The organism is Bradyrhizobium sp. Rc3b (assembly GCF_900114915.1).
In the GTDB taxonomy this organism is placed as follows: Bacteria; Pseudomonadota; Alphaproteobacteria; order Rhizobiales; family Xanthobacteraceae; genus Bradyrhizobium.
The window spans coordinates 1-19,806 of the sequence record NZ_FOUS01000010.1 but is presented as its reverse complement, the minus strand read 5'-3'; the positions used below and the strand labels follow the sequence as shown (position 1 = coordinate 19,806).

Genomic DNA, 19,806 nt, shown 5'->3' with positions numbered 1-19,806 from the left:
CGCAAACGCGCCTTTGCTCACCCTATGAGATCAGGGACAAGGAAACACCTGTCATGACCGACGCCACCAACGAAGTCCTCTACACCGTCGCCGACCACATCGCGACCATCACCCTGAACGCGCCGGAGCGCATGAACACCATCTCCGGTCCGATGCTGAACGACCTCGCGCGCCTTTTGACCGAGGCCAACGAGGACAAGAATGTCCGCGTCGTCATCCTCACTGGCAAGGGCAGGGCGTTCTGCGCCGGGCTCGACCTGCGCAAGGAGCGCGACGGCAACGGCCTCAGCGCGGCGTCCTCGCCGACCACGATCAACCTGCGCAACACGCCGCCGACGGTGTTGCAGGCGATGGACAAGCCGACCATCTGCGCCGTCAACGGCGGCGCGGCCGGCTATGGCATGGACACCGCGCTCGGCTGCGACATCCGCATCATGGCGGAGTCCTCGAAGCTCGCGGCCGCCTTCGTCAAGCGCGGCGTGGTGCCGGAATCCGGCGGCACATGGCTGCTGCCGCGCATGCTCGGCTGGGCCAAGGCGGCCGAGCTGATCTTCACCGGTCGCACGCTGAGCGCGCGCGAGTGCCTGGAATGGGGCCTTGCGAATGAGGTCGTGCCGGATGCCGAGCTGATGACCCGCGCCACGGCCATCGCCCGTGAGATCGCCTCCAACGCGCCGCTGGCGGTGCAGGCCTCCAAGCGCATGATGCGGATGGGTCTGAACGAGAATTTCCACGACCACGTCCACCACGTCTATCTCCAGCTCCTGCCGCTGTTCAAAACCCAGGACATGGCCGAGGGCATGAAGGCGTTCATGGAGAAGCGCGAGCCGAAATTCGAGGGGCGGTAGCCGGGGGCGTCTGGTACGCGTTGGAGTAGCAATCATCGAGCGGCTCGGCTAGGTTGGCGTTCCCACGCCAATCCCCTGCGATCATCCATGCCCTCATACCGTGCCGGTTTCTTCGAAGTCCCCCATGCCGCCGTCTACGTGCTGATGACGGTGACGGTCCTCGCATCGGGGTTCTGTTTCATCCAGGCGGGCGGTCCGGCGGCGCCGGCGGAGTTGCTGTATCGCTACGGCGGCATGTATGCGACCGCGATCGCGCGGCACGAATACTGGCGCCTCGTCGCCTATGGCTTCTTGCACGTCAATTTCGTCCACCTCACCATGAACATGCTGTGCCTGGTGCTGTGGGGCGCACATCTCGAGCGGCGGGTCGGGCCGGCCTATTTCCTTGTCATCTACCTGTGCGCGATGGTGTTCGGCGCCGTCATCGGCAATGGCATCCATTCGACGCCGTATTTGACGGTCGGCGCGTCCGGCGCCACCTCAGGCATCCTCGGAGCGCTGCTCTGCCTGTGGATCCTCGGTAAGCTCGACGTCAGGTTCGACTTCTTCGCGATCAATATCGGATTGAACATCGCGTTTGCGCTCGGCAATTCGCGGATCGACTGGGGCGTGCATCTCGGTGGTTTTGCGGCCGGGCTGATCGCCTGCGCAGTGCTGGACCTGATCGAGAAAGCGAATGTGTGGGTGCTTCGCTGCAAATTTCCCGAAGCCGTGAAGGTCAATCTGACACTGCTCGGGTGCGTCGTTGCGCTGTGGGCCTGGAGCGGTCAGGCCCAGGCGATCGCAGCCGGGGGTTCTGGATGGGTCCCGGCTCTCGTCGCCGTGGTCGCGTATTGCGCCGTCGTGAAGACGATTGATCTCGCACTCTCCGTCAAGAAGGGCCTTGCGATCGTCGTGGCGATTTTGGCCGGTGTGAACGCGGCCGCCGTGATGCTGTCCGGTTGGGCCCTGGCATCGTCTTGCAGCCCGCGCTGGCCCACCGGGTCTGTCCCGCTCGACAACTTACTCGCCACATTCTGCCCTAGTCCTGTTGTCATCTCGGGGCTGGCCGCGATCGGCGCCGCCGCGCTGACGCTTTGGCTCTGCTCAAAGGAGATCTCGCGCGGGATCGAGGATGTTGGGTTTGTCGGCACATCGCTGCGCGCCGAACGCAGCCGGCGTCACGGATTATGAGCTTGGAGGGGATCGGACATCGGGGCCATCTTAGCAGAGACAGATTTCATGCCTATATGCACGGGATCATCCACCTCCGGATCATCCCATGACCCCCGTTTCCATGCTGCTCAACATCCTCTGGATCCTCTTCGGCGGCGCCTGGATGGCGTTCGGCTGGGTGATCGCCGCGGTCATCATGGCGATCACCATCATCGGCCTGCCCTGGGCGCGGGCAGCGTTCAACATCGCCGTCTACACGCTGTTGCCGTTCGGCTCGCGGGCGGTCAGCCGCTACGACGTGACCGGTGTCGAGGATATCGGCACCGGGCCGCTCGGCGTGATCGGCAACATCATCTGGTTCGTGCTCGCCGGCTGGTGGCTGGCGCTCGGCCACTTATTGACCGCACTGGCGCTCGCGATCACCATCATCGGCATCCCCTTCGCCTGGGCCCATCTCAAGCTCGCAGGCATCGCGCTGTGGCCGATCGGCAAGGTGATCGTGCCGGCCTGAGGCGTGGCTCGTAGGATGGGTTTCGCAAGTGCACCCCATCCTGCGCGCTGCGGACATCAATGAGCATGCTCCCTCAGGGACGAACGCGAATGATCGTATTTCCCTTGCGTCGCCCGGTCGGATTTAAGGCGGCGACCGCATCGTCGAAGGTCGAGACCTTGCCGATGTTCGTCCGCAGTCGTCCGTCCCGCGCCCGCTGGACGATCTCACTGAGTTGGGCGCGGTCCGCCTCGACGACGAAGTCGACCGCCAATCCATCGGAGGGCCGCGCCTCGGCCGGCCCGACGATGGTCACCAATGTTCCTCCGGCTCGAATGCGTTCTACCGACCGCTTCTGTATGTCACCGCCGATGACATCGAACACCAGATCGACCTTGCCGACGTCTTGCAGGGAGTCTTTGTCGAGGTCGACGAACTCGTTTGCGCCCAAATCGAGCACCATCTGACGGTCAGCGGCGCGTCCGGTGCCGATGACGTAGGCGCCGGCCTCTCGTGCGAGTTGCGTCACCATCGACCCGACTGCGCCGGCCGCGCCGTGTGCCAGGATGCTCTGCCCCGATTTGAGACGGCCATGCTGGAACAGCCCTTGCCATGCGGTCAGCCCCGAGATCGGCAGGCTCGCCCCCACTGTGAACTCGACGTCGCCCGGCAGCGGCGCAAGATTGCGCGCCTCGATCGCCACATACTCGGCCAGCGTGCCGTCGCGATACCAGTCCGCCAGGCCGAACACCCGCTGTCCCAACACCAGCCCTGTCGTTCCATAGCCAAGAGCAGTGACCACTCCGGCCAGCTCGTGTCCAGGGATCGATGGTGTTCGGTCGCGATCGAGGCGATCAGTCCAGGTCGAAGGCCACGTCAGCTCAGTCGGGACGAATCCCGACGCATGAACCTGAACCACGACGTCGTTTATCGCAGCCTGCGGCTCGGGCCGGTCCACCAGCTTCATCCCCGCCGTTCCCGCGGCCTGTTCCGTTACAACGATCGCCTTCATTGGATTGTCTCCTCAGTCATTGTCTCTTGACCCAATGGTTGCAGTCAGTGTGAGCCGCGACGGCTATCCACAAACTGCCAGACAGTGTGAAAGTGTCCGCGGTCTGCATTGACCGGGGCTCCCACTGAGACTGCCGATCGGGATCGCTTCGTTCGTGGTACTAGCAGTTAGATGCGTCACGCTTGGTCATGAGACCAGTACCAAGATTGCAAAATTCGGCTGTACCAAGGGCCATTGAGACGGCGAACAGATTGCCAGAGCTGACAACCCTATCCAGGCCCAGCTCAACGTCCAGGCAGTTGCTGACCGGAATTCCTGGCGGTCGATGGCAACGGGCGGCCTTTCGGCCGCACAGTGTTTCTTGTGATCAAGAGGGTATCGTCGCGACATTGCGCAATGCAGACGGACTCAGCCCGTAGGATAGGTAGAGCGCCAGCGAAATCCATCAATCACTCCGCCTGTGACGAAGCAGGATGGCTTTCGTAAGTGCTCAACCCATCCTGCGTGCTCTGGACCGGAGGAAGAGAGCGCCTGCAAGTCCAACCAAGAGGCATATCCCAACCGTATAGCCCGCTGGATTCATGAAACCCAGATGATCGGCAAGGACGGTGAGGGTGATCGATGCAATCACTTGCGCGATCCAGACGCGCCACGCTGCTTCCATCGCTTGCCCAAACGTCGCCCGTTCAAAATAAAGCACGCCCCATGAAGGTGCCAACAAGACGACCAGCAGAACGACAACTACGACTGCCGCAAACATTATTGCCCTCTCCGCCTGCCGACAGGCGAGAACCGTCCTTCTTCACCGCTTAAATGGCCGCCGAAGGGATGACCACCGCCAAGAATTAGAGGACCAGGGATTGAAGCCCGCGCAAGAAAGCGGGCTTCCTCTCGTTTGCCAAGATAGCACAGAAGGCTTGGCACAAGCACGAAGACAGGCAGTGCAACCGCCGACGGCACCACATACAAGAAGATGGCGCTACGCCGCCCCATATCCTCGTTCGTATAAGGCGATGACCGCTCCGCTGAGGGCGTGAAGCAGTCCACCCCAAACTAAGCGCATTAACCAGGATGACAGGAATGACGGATCTACGCTTTGCATGCTCATCGTGAGGTCGACCGATAGTCCCATCCCATGCAGTATTTAGCTGCTCGTAGGATGGCCACAGCAAAAGCGAAACCCATCACGGCTTCGCAAGTGCTCAACCCATCCTAGGTGCCGACGGCGTAGTCCTTTGCTTCCTTCCTGACGAAATTGATGAACTGTTTCACGACTGCGGACTTGTCATCGCGGCGGGAGGCAAGCTTGAGCGTAGCCATAGGTCGGTTGGATCCCTTGATCGAGCGGTAGATCACGCCTTCCATGTTCATACGTTGAAGCGAGGCCGGGACAAACGTGATGCCAAGGCCAGCGCCGACCAGACTCAGCGTCGACGTGATGCGGGGCGCCAATTGCGTGGACGCCCCGAGGTTACCGATCCGCGGGCTGAAGCCGGCTGCCCGGCATGCGGCAATGGTGGAATCGTACATTCCCGTCCCCGGCGGTCCGTACAGGATGAAAGTCTCGCGGGACAGTCGATCAAGCGAAACCGGCGCCTCGGTTTTGGTTTGAGCTAGCACGTGGCTGCTTGGCAGCGCCACGACCATTGGTTCGTCAAGCAGCGACGTGACGGCCAGCCCTTGTCCATTGCCCATCGCAGCGCGAACGAAAGCTACGTCCATTTGTTCGTTCCTTACGCGATCGACGGATTCGTTGCTCAGACATTCCTCCAAAGTCAGAGCCACCATGGGACAGGCTTCGCGAAATGCGCGAATGGCGCGCGGCACGACCGGATGAAACGGCGTCGTGGAGGTGACCCCGACGCACAGGCGCCCCTGTTCACCCCGCGACGCGCGCCGGGTCGAGTCGAAAGCCCGATCGAGATGCATCAATGTCGCGCGCGCCTCCTCCAGAAAAGCACGGCCCGCGTCAGTCAGCTCCACGCCCCGGGCTTTGCGTAGAAAAAGCTGCACGTCGAGTTCCCGCTCGATGGCCTTGATCTGCTGGCTCAGCGGCGGCTGCTGCATTCCGAGGCGTTCAGCGGCTCGCGTGATATGTTTTTCCTCCGCTACAGCGATGAAATAGCGTAGATGCCTCAGCTCCATTTGCCATATCCATTAAATATGGAAGTTGATGGCAGCATATTATAGCTTGTATGCCTCTGGAAGCTTATCGTTGGGGCGACCATTCATGGAGGCCCACATGCGATTGAACCGCCGCCGCTTCCTGACAGCCTCATGCACGACCCTCGCGGCAGCCGCCTTGTCACGGCCGGCGCTCGCGGAGCAATATCCAGTCCGACCGGTGCGCGTCATAGTGCCGTTTGCTGCCGGAGGTCCAAACGATGTGGCGGCGCGTGTCATTGCGCAAGGACTCTCCGACCAGCTCGGCAAGCAATTCTTCGTCGAGAATATTGGTGGGGCCGGAGGCAATATCGGTGCAGGGCAAGCTGCCAGGGCCCAGCCCGACGGTCATACGATCTTTGTGGCTTCACCGAGTTATGTCGCGAATCCCACGCTCTTCGAAACTGTTCCCTACGACGTCCAAAAGAGCTTTGATGCCGTCACGCTGGCGGCGACCGCTCCTACTTTGCTTACGGTCCATCCGTCCATTCAGGCAAAGTCGGTCAAGGACCTCGTAGAACTGATCAAGGCCAGCCCGGGCAAATTCAGCTACGCTTCGCCGGGAGCGGGCACACCGCCTCATCTGTTGGGAGAACTCTTTCGGCTTTCACTTGAACTCGACATCGTGCACGTTCCTTTCAATGGCGGCGGTGCGGCCATTGGATCGACCCTCGCGGGCCATACGCCCGTGTCGTTCGGCGCGCTGCCACCCGCCATACAGCACGTCAGGGAGAACAAGTTGCGGGCGCTCGCGCTGACCAGCAAAACCCATTCCGAGGCGCTGCCGGGCGTTCCGAGCATTGCCGAGGCCGGGTATCCCGACATCGCGGCGGACATCTGGACGGCCGTTCTCGTCCCGGCAGGAACGCCGAAGGAATATATCGGCATCCTCCGGCGCGAAATTGCCAAGCTGATCGATCGAGCTGAAGTCAAGGATCGGCTCGCCGGTCTCGGATACCTGCCGGTCGCCAACTCTTCCGACGAATGCGCCGCATACCTGGCGTCTGAATACCGGAAATGGGGAAAAGTCATTCGCGATGCCGGGATCAAGGCCTCATGACGATCCATCCGTCGAGAACGTCCGCCGAACACACGGTTGCGCATCATTATGCTCGCGGCGGACTGATCGAGGTCATCGAAAGCGGTCTCGCTCAGATGGGGAAAACGACAGATACGGTCACGATCGACGATCTCTCCGCGGTGGACGAATTCCATATCGGCGGCCGGAAAGCGACCGAGGAACTGATGGCGCAGCTCGGGATTACGGCCGCGGACCATGTCCTGGATGTCGGCTCCGGTCTGGGAGGTCCAGCCCGCTTTCTCGCCGACCGCTATAAGTGCCGGGTCAGCGGAGTCGATCTGACGCCGGACTACGTCGAGACTGGACTCCGACTATGCCAATGGCTGGGGCTCGATGATCGCGTTACTCTCCATCAATCCAGCGCGCTTGCGATGCCGTTTCAGGAGGCGACCTTCAACAAGGCATACATGCTTCATGTCGGCATGAATATCGAAGACAAGGAAAATCTCTGTCTTGAAATCGCGCGTGTCTTGCAACCGGGAGCGCTTTTCGCAGTCTATGACGTCATGCGGACAGCCGAGGGCGAATTGCTGTTTCCTGTGCCATGGGCCACGACAAGCGATTCGAACATGGTCAGCGGTCCGGAGCGCTACAAGCGTGCATTGGAGCGAGCAGGCTTCGAAATCCTGTCGGAACGCAACCGAAAGGACTTCGCGCTTGCCTATTTCGCCGAATTGAAAGCCCGTTCGCTTGCCGGCGGCGTTGCTGGATCGCTGGGCTTGCACACGCTGATGGGCGAGAAACGGCAAGATCAAATACGCAACATGATCACGTGTATCTCCAACGGCATCATTGCCCCCTGCGAACTGATCGCACGTAAGGCTTGAGGCCGTAGGCCTTGAGCGGCTTTAGCTCGTCGGGACCCAAGCGAGACTTGCGCGACATTCGGCTTGCCCCTCAGCACGGGGATGGGTTTCGCAAGGGCTCTACCCATCCTAGCGCTGAGGTCTCCACCTCAATCCCTCGCGCTACCCATCGGGCAAAACACACCACATGCAGGTCAAGGAGCGGCGCCGCAAAATATTCTGATTGACCGAATTCGTTGTTTCGGCTAAACCGCATTTCATCCTGGCCCGTCAAAGGGGCGTTTCGCGATCGTCACGATACGTAGGCCGGGATGCGATGGACGCGGCAGCGCCGGCGCGCGAGGTGATGGCAGGGCGGGCAAAATCCCGTGAGCCGTTGCGATCCGCGGCACGACACGGCGCGGTCACAGCGTTTCTTTTCGGCGTCGGGGGCGAGCACGCGCGAGCTTCCGGCTGTCCGGGGAAGGACGTCCGCGGACGGCAAAAGCGTGTGGTCCTGACGCCCGGGGTCTGTGCGTCAAGGCTTGCGGTGATGCAGCGGCCCAACCGGGCGCGCACATCAGTCATCCGCAAGACGACGGGGGCAATAGTGCATCGCTCCCCGGGGAGAGCGCGCCATAAGCCGTAAAACCATTGCGCAGGGAAGGCCGGGATGTCCCGGCGTCACCTGTGGTCACCCCGCGTGCGTCTTGTCGCGTGCGGACCATCGGGTGCCAGCCGGCGCCCGGCCTTCCCTGCGCCCTTTGTTCTCGATGAGGGCGAAACGGACAGCAAAGCTCGGGCGGAATACGCCGCGAGAAGGCGAAGGCGTGCTTATCGGTACAAAGAGAAAGCCTCGTGCCCCGGACGCAGCGAGCGCGACGCGTCTTCGCGGCGTGGTGCGCTGCTGAGCCGGGGCCCGGAAGGCGGCAGGGACGGTGTGGCTTTTGGGGTCCCGGCTCTGCGCAGCACCGCTTAAGCGTTGCAGGCGCGTCCGGGACACGAGCGTGGCCGCCAGTTTGCACCGCCTCCAACTTCGTCTTGCACTGCGGTAGAAAAATATCGCACACTCCGCTGGGCCGAGGAGCCCAGGAAGCTCTTCAAGGGAGCTCTTGAAGAGGAGCGAGCCATGTCCCTCCAGACCATACCGTCCGACGCCACTGAGCCTCGCCCCAACCGTCCCGAGGACGTTCAGGTGACGGAAGCGGAAGCCCGCCTGCGGGATGATATCCGCCTGCTCGGGCGCATCCTCGGCGACACCGTGCGCGATCAGGAGGGCGCCGATGTGTTCGATCTGGTCGAGCGCATCCGGCAGACCTCGATCCGGTTCCACCGCGACGAGGACCGGCTCGCCCGCCGCGAGCTCGAGCAGATCCTCGACAGCATGTCGACCTCCGAGACGGTGCGGATCGTCCGCGCCTTCAGCTATTTCTCCCACCTCGCCAATATCGCCGAGGATCAGAACAACATCCGCCAGATGCGCGCCCGCAGCGCCGCGAAGAACGGCGGCTCCGGCGTGCTGGCGGAAACGCTCGCCCATGCCCGAGACGCCGGCATCAAGCCCGATCAACTCCGCAGCTTCTTCAAGTCCGCGCTGGTGAGCCCGGTGCTGACCGCGCATCCGACCGAGGTGCGCCGCAAAAGCACGATGGACCGCGAGATGGAGGTCGCAGGCCTGCTCGACCGCCGCGAGCGCGTCGCGCTGACCGCGGAGGAGGCCGATGCCAGCGACGAGCAGCTTCGCCGCGAGGTGCTGACGCTGTGGCAGACCAATCTGCTGCGCCGGACCAAGCTCAACGTGCTCGACGAGGTCGCCAACGGCCTGTCGTTCTATGATTACACCTTCCTGCGCGAGGTGCCGCGGCTGGTCAACGCGCTGGAGGACCGGCTGGAGGAGGGCGGCGAGCAGGCCGCCTCCGAGCTCGCCTCGTTCCTGCGGATGGGCAGCTGGATCGGCGGCGACCGCGACGGCAATCCCTTCGTCACTGCCGACGTGATGCGCGGCACGCTGCGTCTGCAGTCGAGCCGGGTGATGCAGTTTTATCTGAACGAGCTGCACGTGCTCGGCTCGGAATTGTCGATCGCGGCGCATCTTGCCGACGTCTCGGAAGAGCTGCGCAACCTGGCGGAGCGCTCGCCGGATACCTCGCCGCACCGGAGTGGCGAGCCTTATCGTCTGGCGGTCTCCGGCATCTACGCGCGCCTGACCGCGACGGCCGAAAAGCTCGCGGTCGAGATCACGCGCCGGCCGGTCGGCAAGGGCGCGCCATATGCGAGCGTGAAGGAGCTGCAGGCCGATCTCGATGTGCTGCACCGCTCGCTGATCTCCAACAATGCCCGCGTCATCGCCCGCGGCCGGCTGCGGCTGCTGAGGCGCGCGGTGGACTGCTTCGGCTTCCATCTCGCCCGCCTCGACATCCGCCAGAACTCGGCGGTACACGAACGCACCATCGCCGAGCTGATGGACGCCGCCAATCCCGGCATGTCCTATCTCGCGCTCGGCGAAGAGGCGCGCATCTCGCTGCTCACCAATGAATTGCGCTCGACGCGCGCGCTGGTCTCGCCCTTCGTCAAGTACAGCGACGAGACCATGGGCGAGCTCAACGTCTTCCATGCCGCCGCTGAAGCGCATGCGATGTTCGGTTCGGACGCCATTCCCCAATGCATCATCTCGATGTGCAAGGGCATGTCCGACATGCTCGAGGTCGCGGTGCTGCTGAAAGAGGTCGGCCTCGTCCATCCCTCCGGGCGCAGCGCCATCAACATCGTGCCGCTGTTCGAAACCATCGAGGATCTGCAGGCCTCCAGCGGCATCATGGACCGCATGCTGTCGCTGCACGATTACCGCCGCCTCGTCGACAGCCGCGGCAGCGTGCAGGAGGTCATGCTCGGCTATTCCGACAGCAACAAGGACGGCGGCTTCGTCACCTCGGGCTGGGAGCTCTACAAGGCCGAGATCGGTCTCGTCGACGTGTTCGAGCGGCATCACGTGCGGCTGCGCCTGTTTCACGGCCGCGGCGGCTCGGTCGGCCGCGGCGGCGGGCCGAGCTATGACGCCATCATCGCGCAGCCCGGCGGCGCGGTGAACGGCCAGATCCGTATCACCGAGCAGGGCGAGATCATCTCGTCGAAATATTCCAACGCCGAGGTCGGCCGCAACAATCTGGAGATCCTCGCCGCCGCAACGCTGGAGGCGAGCCTGCTCAATCCGCGCCAGAGCGCGCCGCGCCGCGAATATCTGACCGCGATGGACGAATTGTCGAACCTCGCGTTTAGAGCTTATCGCGGCCTCGTCTATGAGACCGACGGTTTCGTCGACTATTTCTGGGCCTCCACCGTCATCAACGAGATCGCGACGCTGAACATCGGCAGCCGTCCGGCCTCGCGCAAGAAGACGCGCGCGATCGAAGACCTGCGCGCGATTCCCTGGGTGTTCTCCTGGGCGCAATGCCGCCTGATGCTGCCCGGCTGGTACGGCTTTGGCAGCGCGGTCGAGCAGTGGATCGCGGAGCATCCGCAACAGGGCATGCCGTTCCTGAAGGAGCTCTACAGGGAATGGCCGTTCTTCCGCATGCTGCTGTCGAACATGGACATGGTGCTCGCGAAAAGCTCGATCGCAATCGCCTCGCGCTATGCCGAGCTGGTGCCGGACGAAGCCCTGCGCGAGAAGATATTCGGCCGCATCCGCCGCGAATGGCATTCCTGCATCGAGACGCTGCTCGACATCATGGGGCAGGACCGCTTGCTGCAGGGCAATCCGCTGCTGGAGCGCTCCGTGCGCCACCGCTTCCCCTATCTCGATCCGCTCAACCACGTGCAGGTCGAGCTGTTGAAGGAGCACCGCGCGCAGAACCCGGACGAGCAGGTGCTGCGCGGGATTCAACTGACGATCAACGGGATTTCGGCGGGGCTGCGGAATACGGGGTAAATGCGAATGGCGAATAGGGAGTAGCGAATGGATTCTATTCGCCATTCGCCACCCACCATTCGCCTATCTCAACAGAAATGCGCGCCCTGCGTCTCCACATAGACCGCGTACAGCGACTGGCTCGCGGTCATGAACAGGCGGTTGCGCTTCTTGCCGCCGAAGCAGACATTGGCGCAGGTCTCGGGCAGCAGGATCTGTCCGATGCGCGCGCCGTCGTTCGGCGCGAACACCTGCACGCCGTCATAGCCGGGACCGACCCAGCCGGCGCCGACCCAGATGTTGCCCTCGGTGTCGACGCGCAATCCGTCGGGGAAGCCCGACTTGCCGTCGAGCGTCATGTCGATCAGCTTCTTCGGGTTCGACAGTTTGGCGCCGTCGATGTCGTAGGACCACACCACGTTCTTGGCCTCAGGGTAATGCGTGATGCCGGTGTCGCAGACATAGAGCTTCTTGTAGTCGTGGCTGAAGGCGATGCCGTTCGGCTTGAACGGCTCGTCTGCGACCTTCGCCACCTGTCCGGTCTGGGCGTCTATGCGATAGACGGCTTCCTTCTGGTGCGGCTGTAGCGAACCGGTATTGGCCAGCTTGCCCTCGTAGATGCTGATCGCGCCGTAGCCGGGATCGGTGAACCAGATCGACTTGTCGTTGGGATGCACCACCATGTCGTTCGGGCCGTTGAGCGGCTTGCCGCCGGCCTGCTCGGCCAGCGCCGTCACCGAGCCGTCGTGCTCGTAGCGGACGAGGCGCGTGCGCTCGGCGCTGAGCTGGCGTCCCTCGGTGTCGAACGAATTGCCATTGGCCTCGTTCGACGGCTTGTGGAACTGCTCGGAGATGTGGCCATCGTCGTCGAGGTAGCGCAGCTGCCGGTTGGCGGGGATATCGCTCCAGACGAGATATTGTCCCTGCGCATTCCACGCCGGCCCCTCCGCCCACAGGCAGCCGGTGTAGAGCCGCTTGATCGCGGTGTTGCCGACCTTGGCCTTGAAGCGCTTGGGGTCGATGGCGATGATGTCGGGGTCGGGATAGCGCTGCGGCTCGGCATTGGCGCCGAAGTCGCGGGCGTCGGCTCGCGAGGCGAGGACAGTGGATGCGGCGAGAGCCGCCGTGCCTTTGAGCAGCGTGCGGCGGCCGAGGCCGCCCGTTACAGAGGTGTCGTCGGAGTTGGTCAGTGTTCTTGTCATGGTTTCCTCCCAAAGTTTCGTTGGGAGGACACCATTCGCCCGCAATCGGGCGTAAACCGGGGCGATCTCCGGCCGAGACAACCGGAGATCGCAGGGCTGGGATGCCGGAAATGCGGCTAGACGGGATCCCAGGTGAAGATGTCGGCGGAGCGGTCCAGCTCGTAGAACGAGCCCTTCAGCGCCGGCATGCCATGTTCCGCGATCGACTGCGGCGTCCAGCCTTCGCTCCGCTGCACCGAGCGGATCGGACGGTTCTGGCTGAACAGGAAGATCTCGTTCATGCGCACGCCAAAGATCTGCCCGGTAACGTCCTTGGCGGCATCGGAGATCAGATAGCCGCAGAGCGGGGCGATTTTCTCCGGACCCATCTGCTTGATCTTCTCGACCCGCGCCTTCTCGGCCTCAGTCTCGGTCGGAATGGTGCCGATCATGCGGGTCCAGGCGAACGGCGAGACGCAGTTGGAGCGGACGTTGAAGCGGCCCATGTCGAGCGCGATCGACTTCGACAGCCCGACGATGCCGAGCTTGGCGGCGGCGTAGTTGGCCTGGCCGAAATTGCCGATCAGGCCGGAGGTCGAGGTGAAGTGCACGAAGGAGCCCGACTCCTGCTCGCGGAAGATTCGCGCGGCGGCGTGGCTGACGTAGAACGAGCCCATCAGATGCACCTTGATGACGGCCTCGAACGCCTCCACGCTCATCTTGTGGAAGATCATGTCGCGCAAGATGCCGGCATTGTTGACGACGCCGTCGAGCCGGCCGAAATGATCGGTCGCGGTCTTCACGATCTTGCTGGCGGGGATGGCTTCGGCGACCGACTCGAAATTGGCAACCGCGGTGCCGCCGCGCTTCTTGATCTCCTCGACCACCTCCTCGGCGGGCGCCGCGTTCGAACCGGCGCCATCCGAGGCTCCACCGGGATCGTTGACCACGACCTTGGCGCCTTCCGCCGCACAAAGCAGCGCGATCTCGCGACCGATGCCGCGGCCAGCGCCGGTGACGATGATGACCTTGTCCTGCAGTGATTTAGTCATGGGATGCCTCCTGTTGTGCCCGTCATTCCGGGATGGTGCGAAGCACCAGACCCGGAATCTCGAGATTCCGGGTCGCGCTGCGCGCGCCCGGAATGACGGTGCCTTACCTCTCGTTCGTAAACACGATCGTGCCACTTGCCGCGAACATGCCGCCGACGCCGTGGCACACCGAAATCTTCGCGTTCGGCACCTGCGCCGGCGCGATGCCGCGCATCTGGCGCACGCTCTCCTGCAGCGCGTACATGCCGTACATGCCCGAATGCATGTAGCTCAATCCGCCGCCATTGGTGTTGAGCGGCAGCTTCCCGCCGGGCCGGGTGTTGCCGTCGGCAATGAACTTGCCGGTCTCCTCATGCGGCATGAAGCCGAGGTCGCCGAGGCCGAACAGCGGCAGATGCGCGAACGCATCGTAGATCATGAGGTGGTCGACGTCCTTGTGGGCGATGCCGGCTTCCTTGAACGCGAGGGGGCCTGCGGTCTTGAACGCGCGCGAGGAGTTGAAGGTCTCCATCTGGCTGACCATCGGCGTCTCCACGCTCTCGCCGGTGCCCATGATGTAGACGGGCTTGCGCGGAAAATCCCTGGCGCGATCGGCCGAGGTCAGGATCAGCGCGCCGCCGCCGTCGGTGACGAGGCAGCATTGCAGCAGGCGGAACGGATAGGCGATCATGCGCGAATTGAGCACGTCGGCGACCGTGATCGGATCCTTCATCATCGCGCGCGGATTCTTCGCGGCCCATTCCCGCTGCACCACCGCGACCGCGGCGAGCTGCTCATGCGTGATGCCGTAGGTCTTCATGAAACGCAGCACGGGAATCGGGAACATGCTCGGCGGCCCGTAGACCCCGAACGGCGCCTCGAACTGGCCTTGCAGGCTGTCGGCGGGGATCGAGCGCGGCGCCTTGCCGATCATCGACTTGCCGCTCTCGGCGTGCGTGATCAGCACGGTCTTGCACAGGCCCGCCTCGATCGCCGCCGCGGCATGCCGAACGTGCAGCATGAAGGAGCAGCCGCCGACCGAGGTGCCGTCGACCCAGGTCGGCTTGATGCCGAGATAGTGGCAGACCTGCTGCGGCGTCTCGACCGCGGTGGCAAAGCCGTCGATGTCGGAGAGCTTCAGTCCGGCATCGGCGATGGCGTTGAGCGCCGCATCCGCGTGCAGCTGGAGCTGCGAGGCGTTCGGGACGACGCCAAGTTCGGTGGTCTCGGCCGCGCCGACGACGGCAACCTGGTTTCTGCGCATGGTCTACCCCTTCGCCGGACGAAACACGGGGAGGGTGATCTTGTCGTCGAGTGCCTGGAAGGCGACCTCGAGCTTCATGTCGAGCTCGAGCGCCTCGGGCGTCTGCGGGCAATCGATGATGTTGCTCATCATCCGCGGTCCCTCGGCAAGCTCCACCACCGCGATCGCATAAGGTGGCGTGAAGCCTGGCGCGGCCGGACGGTGGTTGATCACGTAGCTGTAGAGGAAGCCCTTGCCGCTCGCCTTGAAGATGCTGACCTTGCGCGAGGCGCAGGACGGGCAGAACGGGCGCGGCGGGAAGTAGACATGCGCGCAGGCGTCGCAGCGCTGCAGGCGCAATTCGCCCGCCTTCGTGCCGTCCCAGAAATGCTGGGTCTCCGGCGTCGGTTTTGGTCGCGCGCGCTGCGGTTCGGCCATGTCGGAACGCCCTCCCAGAAAGCAAATCTTGATAGGGCAGGCTTCACGCCCGCCCGTTTCGATCTTGATGCGACAATCGACCATGGGGCGTCAACGGTCCAGCAATACGCATGCATGCCATCATGCGCACAATGCTTGTGTCGAACTGAGGCAGCGCTATAGATTGCGCGCGACAATATTCCGTGAGACAGACATGCCCGAATTTCCGACGCTGGCGAAGCTCGCCGAAGACCTCGAAAGCGGCCGCACCACCGCCCGCAAGCTGGTCGAAGCCTGCATCGCCAGGATCGCCGATCCCGCCGGGGAGGGGCAGCGCACCTTCCTCCATGTCGATAAGGACGCCGCGCTCGCCGCGGCCGACGCGATGGACGGCTTGCGCAAGGCCAAGGCGGCGCCATCGCGCTATGCCGGCATCCCGATCTCGATCAAGGATCTGTTCGACATCAAGGGCCAGGTGACGCGCGCCGGCTCGCGCGCGCTCGACGATTCGCCGCCGGCCGAGCAGGATGCGGCGACGGTGGCGCGGCTGCGCAGGGCCGGCTTCGTCGTGATCGGGCGCACCAACATGACCGAGTTCGCCTATTCCGGCATCGGCATCAATCCGCATTACGGCACGCCGAAGGGGGCCTGGAACAGGGCCGAAGGCCACGTGCCGGGCGGCTCCTCCGCGGGCGCGGCGGTGTCCGTGCTCGACGGCATGGCACACGGCGCGCTCGGCACCGACACCGGCGGCTCCTGCCGGATTCCGGCCGCCTTCAACGGCATCGTCGGCTACAAGCCGACGCAGCGGCGCGTGCCGCTCGATGGCTCCGTGCCGCTGTCGTTCTCGCTCGACAGCATCGGGCCGCTGGCACGATCGGTCAGTTGCTGTGCCATACTCGACGCCGTGCTCGCGAACGAGCCGATCGCCCCGCTGAAGCCGCGTCCGATCCAGGGCATGCGACTGGCGGTGCCGACCACAATCGCGCTCGACGATCTCGACGCTGAGGTGGCCGAGACGTTCGAACGCGCCCTGAAAACGCTTTCCGATCACGGCGCCATCATCGAGCGCATCGAGATGGCGGAGTTTCATGACATCGGCCCGATGAATGCCAAGGGGGGCTTTGCCGCGTCCGAGAGCTACGCCTGGCACCGCTATCTCATCACGGCCAAGGGCGACGTCTACGACCCCCTTGTCTCGGTCCGCATCATGCGCGGCGAGGCGCAGAGCGCGGCCGACTACATCGATCTCCTCAACGAGCGTCGCTCGCTGATCGCCCGCGTCAACGCGCGCATTGCGCCCTATGATGCGCTGGTGCTACCGACCACGCCCAACACGCCGCCGAAGATCGCCGACCTTGCCGATGACAAGGCGTTCACGCGCGAGAACATCCGCGCACTGCGCAACTGCACCCTGATCAACATGATCGACGGCTGCGCCATCTCGCTGCCGGCGCATCGCCAGGGCGACGTCCCGGTCGGCCTGATGCTGGCGGGCGCTGGCGGAACGGACCATCGTATTTTCGAACTTGCTGCCGGCATGGAGGCCGTCATTCGTGTTTGACCTGACTTTCACCGTCGATGCCCAGGATACCACCACGCCGCTGACACTCGCGATCGACCAGATGGTCATCGCCGGCTGGACCGGCCGCGACCCCGTCGCGCGCGACAAGCACATCAAAGAGCTGCAGGAGATGGGCATCGCGCCGCCGGCCTCGACGCCGATCTACTACCGCGCCTCGGCGCGGCGGCTGACCCAGGAAGACAGCATCGAATGCACCGGCGGGGATTCCTCGGGCGAGGTCGAGTTCGTGCTGATCGGCTGGCAGGGCCGCATCTTCGTCGGTTGCGGCTCCGACCACACCGACCGCAAGGTCGAGGCCTACAACGTCACCGTGTCCAAGCAGATGTGCGACAAACCGATCGCCTCCACGCTGTGGGAGCTCGAAGACGTCATCGGCCATTGGGACAAGATGATCCTGCGCTCCTATGCCACGATCAAGGGCGAGCGCGTGCTCTACCAGGAGGGCACGCTGGACGCGATGCTGCCGGTGAACGACCTGATCGCACGCGGCTTCGAAGGAGGAAAATTCCCCGACGGTTGCGCCATGTTCGGCGGCACGTTTGCAGCCAAGGGCGGCGTCCGCCCGGCGGAGCGCTTCGATTTCGAGCTGGAAGACCCCGTGCTGAAGCGGACGATCAGGCATGGCTATGACGTGGCGACGTTGCCGGTGAGAGGCTAGCTCCACAAGCGATGGTCCCGTAGGGTGGGCAAAGCGACTTGTCCGCCATAGCTCGAAGAGCGACGGCGGAAGCGTGCCCACGTCTTGCCAAGACGCGGGCACGGCGCAAGAGCGCCTTTGCCCACCCTACGAAACTGGTCTGCTTGACCTCCGCCGTCGCGCCTAACTCTCCTCCGTCGTTGCAGCGTCGCTCTCTCCGCTTCATTGCGAGCGAGGCGAAGCAATCCAGAATCTCTCTGCGGAACCGGTCTGGATTGCTTCGTCGCAAGGGCTCCTCGCAATGACGCGGAGAGAGCTATCGGAAATCGGGTGGCGGAGTGAACGTCCGGCTGCGAAGGTGATTGTTATGACAATGACCGCACGAAAATCAGACCAACGATCCGCTCCCGATCTCACCGCCCACGTCGACGCCCTCGACTGGCCTCAGATCACGGCCGAACTGGAGGCCCAGGGCTGCGCCGTCCTGAAGGGCCTGTTGACGCCGGACCAGTGCCGCGCCGTTGCCGCGCTCTACCCGGACGACACGCAGTTTCGCAGCCGCATCGTCATGGGCCGCCACGGCTTCGGCCGCGGCGAGTACAAATATTTCTCCTATCCGCTGCCCGATCTGATCGCGCAGCTGCGCCCGGCGCTCTACACGCATTTGCAAGGCGTCGCCAATCGCTGGAACGAGGCGATGGGGATCGACATTCGCTATCCCGCCGCGCATGCGGCGTTCCTGAAACGCTGCCACGAGGCGGGGCAGGCGCGGCCGACGCCGCTGCTGCTGCAATATGAGGCGGGCGACTACAATTGCCTACACCAGGACCTCTATGGCGAGCACGTGTTCCCGCTGCAGGTCGCGATCCTGCTCTCCGAGCCGGGCCGCGACTTCAGCGGCGGCGAATTCGTGCTGACCGAGCAACGGCCGCGCATGCAGTCGCGGGCCGAGGTGGTGCCGCTGGCGCAGGGCGACGCCGTCGCCTTCGCTGTGCATCACCGCCCGGTACAGGGGACACGCGGCACTTACCGCGTTAATCTGCGCCATGGCGTCAGCCGCATCAGGTCCGGCCAGCGCCACACGTTGGGTGTAATTTTCCACGATGCCAAATGAGTGCTGCGATTGACGGCTGATCTGTTCGACAGTGTTGCCGAGGCGCAGCCGTCGCGCGAGGAGATCGCCGACGGTGCCGTGCTGCTGCGCGGCTTCGTCAAGCCGATCGAGACCGAGCTGATCGCCGCCGTGCGCGCGATCGTGGCGCAGTCGCCGTTCCGTCGCATGACCACGCCCGGTGGTCATCTGATGTCGGTGGCGATGACCAATTGCGGCGAGCGTGGCTGGATCACCGATCATACCGGCTATCGCTACGACCCCATCGATCCGCGCACCAGCGCGCCATGGCCCGAAATGCCGCCGGTGCTCCGCGATCTCGCCCGCCGCGCGGCGGAGCAGGGCGGCTTTCAAAACTTCGCGCCCGATGCCTGCCTCGTTAACCGCTACGAGCCCGGCACGCGGCTGTCGCTGCATCAGGACAAGGACGAGCTGGATTATTCGGCGCCGATCGTCTCGGTCTCGCTCGGATTGCCGGCGACCTTCCTGTTCGGCGGCCTGGCGCGCGCCGACAAGCCGTGCCGCTTCCGCCTGGTGCATGGCGATGTCGTGGTCTGGGGCGGACCTAGCCGGCTTGCCTATCACGGCGTCGCGCCGCTCGCGGAAGGTGAGCATGCGCTGCTGGGGCGGAAGCGGATCAATCTGACGTTTCGCAGGACGCGGTGACCTTCCTTCTCCCCTTGTGGGAGAAGGTGCCTTCCCGAAGGGAAGGCGGATGAGGGGGCTTTATCCGCGGAGACAGACCCCTCATCCGTCTCGCTGCCGCTTCGCGTCAGCGATCCACCTTCTCCCACAAGGGGCCTGTTGCGTTATCGGTCTTGGAGGCTGAGGACATGAGGAGAGAGGGGCGTGGTTACGGCAATTGCCAGCGAGGTCTGTAGTGTTCGCCCTCGGCGGGCGGTTCAGGCCGCGATCGTGGCCCACCGCCTCATGTTGAAGGCGATCGAGGCGAGCAGGACCTGCCCGCTTGCCTTCATCAGACCGACGTAGCGGATGCAAGTCAGTCGCATGCGGCGTTTGAGAGTGGCGAAGGTGGTCTCGACCTGGGCTCGCCGGCGTGCGATGAGGCGGTTGTAGCGTTTGAGCCTTGGCGGCAGTTCCGGATGATGTCTGTTGGGACGGAACGCGATGCGGGGCTTTTTGCCTTCCGCTTTCAACCG

Annotated in this window: 18 protein-coding genes; 10 read left to right on the top strand and 8 right to left on the bottom strand. The window is 63.8% G+C overall.

The features are described from left to right. Nucleotides 1-53: 53 nt before the first annotated feature. From BM190_RS23290 to BM190_RS23280, 3 genes are all read left to right on the top strand, one after another. Nucleotides 54-848, top strand: a complete 795-nt coding sequence (locus tag BM190_RS23290; protein ID WP_177237243.1) for an enoyl-CoA hydratase/isomerase family protein — start codon at nt 54-56, stop codon at nt 846-848. A gap of 87 nt (nt 849-935) precedes the next feature. Then, nucleotides 936-2,021: a rhomboid family intramembrane serine protease gene (locus BM190_RS23285; RefSeq protein ID WP_092259429.1), complete on the top strand. Its 1,086-nt coding sequence runs from the start codon at nt 936-938 to the stop codon at nt 2,019-2,021. A gap of 88 nt (nt 2,022-2,109) precedes the next feature. Then, on the top strand, nt 2,110-2,514 hold the full coding sequence (locus BM190_RS23280; protein WP_018315647.1) for a YccF domain-containing protein: 405 nt from the start codon (nt 2,110-2,112) through the stop codon (nt 2,512-2,514). Between the two features lie 73 nt (nt 2,515-2,587). On the opposite strand, the gene BM190_RS23275 is transcribed toward BM190_RS23280, so the two are convergent. The 3 genes from BM190_RS23275 to BM190_RS23265 form a co-directional block, all read right to left on the bottom strand. After that, nucleotides 2,588-3,505 carry an NADP-dependent oxidoreductase gene (locus BM190_RS23275; RefSeq protein WP_092259426.1) on the bottom strand — a complete coding sequence of 306 codons (918 nt, stop codon included), beginning with the start codon at nt 3,503-3,505 and terminating at the stop codon, nt 2,588-2,590. Nucleotides 3,506-3,995: 490 nt separating this feature from the next. Then, nucleotides 3,996-4,265, bottom strand: coding sequence for a hypothetical protein (locus BM190_RS23270; RefSeq protein WP_092259422.1), 270 nt, complete (start codon nt 4,263-4,265; stop codon nt 3,996-3,998). A gap of 452 nt (nt 4,266-4,717) precedes the next feature. Next, entirely contained in the window at nt 4,718-5,650 is a 933-nt protein-coding gene (locus BM190_RS23265) for a LysR family transcriptional regulator (protein WP_092259419.1), read from the bottom strand. A 97-nt stretch (nt 5,651-5,747) separates the two neighbouring features. Between BM190_RS23265 and BM190_RS23260 the strand changes: the two genes are divergently transcribed. The 3 genes from BM190_RS23260 to ppc all read left to right on the top strand — a co-directional run bounded on the left by BM190_RS23260 (nt 5,748) and on the right by ppc (nt 11,462). After that, nucleotides 5,748-6,728 carry a Bug family tripartite tricarboxylate transporter substrate binding protein gene (locus BM190_RS23260; RefSeq protein ID WP_177237242.1) on the top strand — a complete coding sequence of 327 codons (981 nt, stop codon included), beginning with the start codon at nt 5,748-5,750 and terminating at the stop codon, nt 6,726-6,728. Continuing rightward, on the top strand, nt 6,725-7,576 hold the full coding sequence (locus BM190_RS23255; protein ID WP_092259413.1) for a class I SAM-dependent methyltransferase: 852 nt from the start codon (nt 6,725-6,727) through the stop codon (nt 7,574-7,576). Before BM190_RS23260 ends, BM190_RS23255 begins: the two co-directional genes overlap by 4 nt. Nucleotides 7,577-8,663: 1,087 nt before the next feature. Continuing rightward, on the top strand, nt 8,664-11,462 hold the full coding sequence (gene ppc / locus BM190_RS23250; RefSeq protein ID WP_092259410.1) for a phosphoenolpyruvate carboxylase: 2,799 nt from the start codon (nt 8,664-8,666) through the stop codon (nt 11,460-11,462). 68 nt (nt 11,463-11,530) lie between these two features. On the opposite strand, the gene BM190_RS23245 is transcribed toward ppc, so the two are convergent. The 4 genes from BM190_RS23245 to BM190_RS23230 all read right to left on the bottom strand — a co-directional run bounded on the left by BM190_RS23245 (nt 11,531) and on the right by BM190_RS23230 (nt 15,334). Next, nucleotides 11,531-12,643, bottom strand: coding sequence for an SMP-30/gluconolactonase/LRE family protein (locus tag BM190_RS23245; RefSeq protein WP_092259407.1), 1,113 nt, complete (start codon nt 12,641-12,643; stop codon nt 11,531-11,533). A gap of 116 nt (nt 12,644-12,759) precedes the next feature. Beyond that, a complete protein-coding gene (locus BM190_RS23240) occupies nt 12,760-13,674 on the bottom strand; it encodes an SDR family oxidoreductase (RefSeq protein WP_018315654.1) in 915 nt (304 codons plus the stop codon). A gap of 103 nt (nt 13,675-13,777) precedes the next feature. Further along, complete coding sequence (locus tag BM190_RS23235) at nt 13,778-14,917, bottom strand: thiolase C-terminal domain-containing protein (RefSeq protein WP_092259404.1); 1,140 nt, start codon at nt 14,915-14,917, stop codon at nt 13,778-13,780. Between the two features lie 3 nt (nt 14,918-14,920). Then, nucleotides 14,921-15,334 carry a Zn-ribbon domain-containing OB-fold protein gene (locus tag BM190_RS23230; RefSeq protein WP_038957112.1) on the bottom strand — a complete coding sequence of 138 codons (414 nt, stop codon included), beginning with the start codon at nt 15,332-15,334 and terminating at the stop codon, nt 14,921-14,923. A 193-nt stretch (nt 15,335-15,527) separates the two neighbouring features. On the opposite strand from BM190_RS23230, the gene BM190_RS23225 reads away from it, so the two are divergent. The 4 genes from BM190_RS23225 to alkB all read left to right on the top strand — a co-directional run bounded on the left by BM190_RS23225 (nt 15,528) and on the right by alkB (nt 19,312). Next, a complete protein-coding gene (locus BM190_RS23225) occupies nt 15,528-16,877 on the top strand; it encodes an amidase (RefSeq protein WP_092259401.1) in 1,350 nt (449 codons plus the stop codon). Continuing rightward, the gene (locus BM190_RS23220; protein WP_092259398.1) at nt 16,870-17,556 is read left to right on the top strand and encodes a DUF2848 domain-containing protein; all 687 of its coding nucleotides are present in this window, start codon (nt 16,870-16,872) and stop codon (nt 17,554-17,556) included. Before BM190_RS23225 ends, BM190_RS23220 begins: the two co-directional genes overlap by 8 nt. Before the next feature lie 346 nt (nt 17,557-17,902). Next, nucleotides 17,903-18,649, top strand: coding sequence for a 2OG-Fe(II) oxygenase (locus BM190_RS23215; RefSeq protein WP_092259395.1), 747 nt, complete (start codon nt 17,903-17,905; stop codon nt 18,647-18,649). Between the two features lie 9 nt (nt 18,650-18,658). Then, nucleotides 18,659-19,312, top strand: coding sequence for a DNA oxidative demethylase AlkB (gene alkB / locus BM190_RS23210; protein WP_092259955.1), 654 nt, complete (start codon nt 18,659-18,661; stop codon nt 19,310-19,312). A gap of 236 nt (nt 19,313-19,548) precedes the next feature. Here the strand turns inward: alkB and BM190_RS23205 are convergent. Then, a partial coding sequence (locus BM190_RS23205) for a transposase (protein ID WP_143109070.1) occupies nt 19,549-19,806 on the bottom strand: 258 nt, incomplete at its 5' end.